This is a genomic window from Nonomuraea sp. NPDC050394 (genome assembly GCF_044459065.1).
Taxonomy (GTDB): Bacteria; Actinomycetota; Actinomycetes; order Streptosporangiales; family Streptosporangiaceae; genus Nonomuraea.
Genome location: NZ_JBITIO010000042.1, coordinates 1 through 2,985, shown reverse-complemented (window position 1 = coordinate 2,985; position 2,985 = coordinate 1). Strand labels below are relative to the sequence as shown.

Here is a 2,985-nt window from a genome sequence, read left to right as displayed (position 1 = left end):
AGCCCATCCAAGGCCGGCCACCTGTGCAAGGCCATCGCCGTCCTGCAGAATCGCCGAGTTGCGCCAGCAACGTGAGGATGAAAAGCGTTCACTGTACGGCTCGGCGGCCTTGCCCTCCGGGTGCGCGGTTCCCGGTGCGGTACCGGACTCAGGCGCGCGCCCGCGCAGGGAGGGCCACGTGCTGCGGCGCAGCCGCCCGGGGATGTTGTGGCGCTTCGCCGCTGCGGGCGAACAACTGGATGTGCAAGCTCTTCAACGTACGCGCGAAGCGAAGCATCTTGGGATCAGGGTGGGATCCAACATGGGCGACGGGTGGGGCCTCAAGTAGGGCACCCGATCGAAGGGAGGGGCCTTCAGGGATCGAGCTGTTGGCTCGGCTGGAAGGGCCGCCTGAAGCCCCCAAGCGCTCCAGAAGCGAAGACCTTCCCTTTTGGAGCGGGTGACGAGAATCGAACCCGCGCTGTCGCTCGGGAACCGGCTACTGACCGTGTCCCTCTGAGCTGGAAAAACGGAACGCAGGCCAGGAATGGCCGAGTGACACCGCTGATCCTCGCCGTTCCGGCACACGGGCAGCCCGGTCACGCAGCCGAAATTGTCGTGGACGGACTCTATGCTTCCCGCCCATGAGCAGAGACGAATCTTCTGATGTGCGCACGATACGGGTGGACGTGGAGGTGGAGGACTGTGGTCAGGTCTATCTCATGGATCGCGGGGACTTCGAGACCACCGACCTGCCGGCCGACGCACGGATCCACTCCGCCGGGCGCGTCAGATTAGAGCAGAGAGGTCTCCTAAGCCTGAACATCGCCACCCAGTGGGGCGAGATCCCCTTTACGGTGACCGTGGCCGACCGGGATCCAGGCGCTGACCTTGACGGCTATGAGGAAATCGTGGAGATCGGTTACGAGTCCCCGTCGGGCGAGGTCTTCCTGGTGGGATGGATCATGGATTGGTACGACGAAAAGGCACACAACCTTTCCTCGTTGCTTTCTGGTCCCGGTGTCTACCGCTTGCGATACCACATCCGAGGAATAGGTGAAGAGCGTTGCGCGGTAGATGATCACTACCTTCAGATATGGCCTGCGCCACAGTATGACGCGGCCGTGCTGAAAACTCCGGACGAAGCCGTCCAGCATTTCCTGACTTGAATCTAACCGGTCTTTTGGGAACAACAATGATCCGGGTCGTCAGAGCGCTGAGTTGGGCGGGAAACCGGTCCTGAGCGGCCATGGGTTGCCCTCGTCCAATCGCACGACGATCATGGCGTGCGCGCGGCGGGCCGTTCGCCGTGATCTCGTTGTGCGTTGTTCCGATCGTGAACGCTGGTCCAGAGGCGCGGACGCGTCACCTTGGCCGGATCCTTCCGGCGCATGGTGTAGGTGATCTTCTCGTACCGCATTCGGGGACGTCCGTGCCAGATCAGCGGTACGGCACCCGCCCCCGCTGACAGACTGCCAGCAGGGGACAGGCGTTAGTCGTCAGCGGCGGTACTCGCGGAAGAACGTGAAGTTGCGATACTCCCGGACCCGCCCGCTTTCGTAGACATAGTCGTAGTTGCCGAAACCGTCGCGCTCGACGACCACGAACCCCTCTTCGTCGGGGTGCCGGCCCTCGAAGCAGCAGGCGCTTGCGGGTGTCGCCGTGCTAACGGCACCAGCGACGGTGAGGCCGGCGGTCGCGACAGCCAGCGATGCCAGCAGCCGGACCCAGCGGCGGGTAGGGCGGGAGATGTCAGCTTGCATATCTGCTCCTGCATTGGTCGGGACGCCGGAGAACCCCGGCCAGCTCTATTCGAAATTGAGCATCCGCAGGATGTGTCGGCGGCCTTGAATTTGTCGATCGCATTGCTGTACCGCGGCCCGTCTCGTCGTAGACGTGAAGCTCAAGGCGCTCCGCCGTCTCGGCCTGAGCCGGTCTTGCGGGCGGTTCAGGGTTCACGACAGTGAGGTCGTCTTGGAGGCCCGATAAGCGGACGCGGCGGCTCTGACATCGGGCTTCTGGTGCCTCGCGTCATACTGCGTGCGGGCATTGCCGGTGTGAGTGATGTCGAGGCGTTTCACCGCTGCGAGCGGCTCACCGCATGGCGCAAGCTCTCCAAGACGACGCTAGAGCGCCTTTGGCGCCAGGGTGGGTCCGACTGGTTGACCACTTGGCTGAGTGACGGGGTGGGGCGAGGAGGGGGCCCGACCGGAGCGAGGCCCTTCAGGGGTCGAGCCCGCGGCTCGACCGGAAGGACAGCCTGAGCCCTCAGGCGCGAAGCGCCTCACGTTGTGGAGCGGGTGACGGGAATCGAACCCGCGCTGTCAGCTGGGGAACCGGCTACTGATCATGTCAGGTTGAGCTGAGGAAACGGGGGTGCAGGTCAGGGCGGGCCGTTGATCCTGAGTGTCCGTGAGTGCCCGCAATTCCCCGTCTGTTCTGGCACGGATCTGGCACGCGATCGGTCGCCTGTGCTTACGTGTTCGGCGTGACCTCTGATTCGGATACAGGCAGACCTCTCGAACCTGTTCCGGCGAAGACGGAGCCGCCGGCAGAAAAGTCGGCGTATATCACGCCGGCCCTTGCCCTGGGCGCGATCCCCCTTCTGATCCTCAACTGGTTCATCACTGCCGCAACCCTCGGGCGCGACTGCGTCGTGTACGAGGGCGGGAACATAACAGAATGCGCTTGGGGGCTTTCCGAGGAAGAGGTATCCGCTGCGTCAGGACTGATCGCGCTGGTGATGCTCGTCATCCAGATACTGCTGATCGTCTTGGTGAGACGGCGCATCCGCTCCGGCCTGCGTTGAGGTTGCGTGGCCAGTGACGGGCCGGCTCCGTCGGAACCTTGATCAACTGGTCTGGCACGTGAGTGGGAACAGACTCAGAAGAGATCAAATCCCAGGCAGGGCGCCTTTTCCATCTTGATCAGCGGCCATCTTCAGCAGTCTGAAGTACGAGGATGGCCTGCACGATCGCGGTAGCTCGATGCGGGCAGCAGCGCAGT

The 2,985-nt window shown here is 63.5% G+C and carries 3 protein-coding genes; 2 read left to right on the top strand and 1 reads right to left on the bottom strand.

Features of this window, described 5'->3' with window-relative positions:
- Positions 1–623: 623 nt before the first annotated feature.
- On the top strand, positions 624–1,148 hold the full coding sequence (locus ACIBKY_RS55360) for a hypothetical protein (RefSeq protein WP_397110773.1): 525 nt from the start codon (positions 624–626) through the stop codon (positions 1,146–1,148).
- A 330-nt stretch (positions 1,149–1,478) separates the two neighbouring features.
- Here the strand turns inward: ACIBKY_RS55360 and ACIBKY_RS55355 are convergent, their stop codons facing one another.
- The gene (locus tag ACIBKY_RS55355; protein WP_397110771.1) at positions 1,479–1,742 is read right to left on the bottom strand and encodes a hypothetical protein; all 264 of its coding nucleotides are present in this window, start codon (positions 1,740–1,742) and stop codon (positions 1,479–1,481) included.
- Positions 1,743–2,467: 725 nt separating this feature from the next.
- On the opposite strand from ACIBKY_RS55355, the gene ACIBKY_RS55350 reads away from it, so the two are divergent.
- The gene (locus tag ACIBKY_RS55350) at positions 2,468–2,788 is read left to right on the top strand and encodes a hypothetical protein (protein ID WP_397110769.1); all 321 of its coding nucleotides are present in this window, start codon (positions 2,468–2,470) and stop codon (positions 2,786–2,788) included.
- Positions 2,789–2,985 lie beyond the last annotated feature (197 nt).

Excerpts from the sequence above, each read along its gene's own strand:
- ACIBKY_RS55360 (WP_397110773.1), top strand. The coding sequence starts at position 624 with ATGAGCAGAGACGAATCTTCTGATGTGCGCACGATACGGGTGGACGTG.
- ACIBKY_RS55355 (WP_397110771.1), bottom strand. The coding sequence starts at position 1,742 with ATGCAAGCTGACATCTCCCGCCCTACCCGCCGCTGGGTCCGGCTGCTG.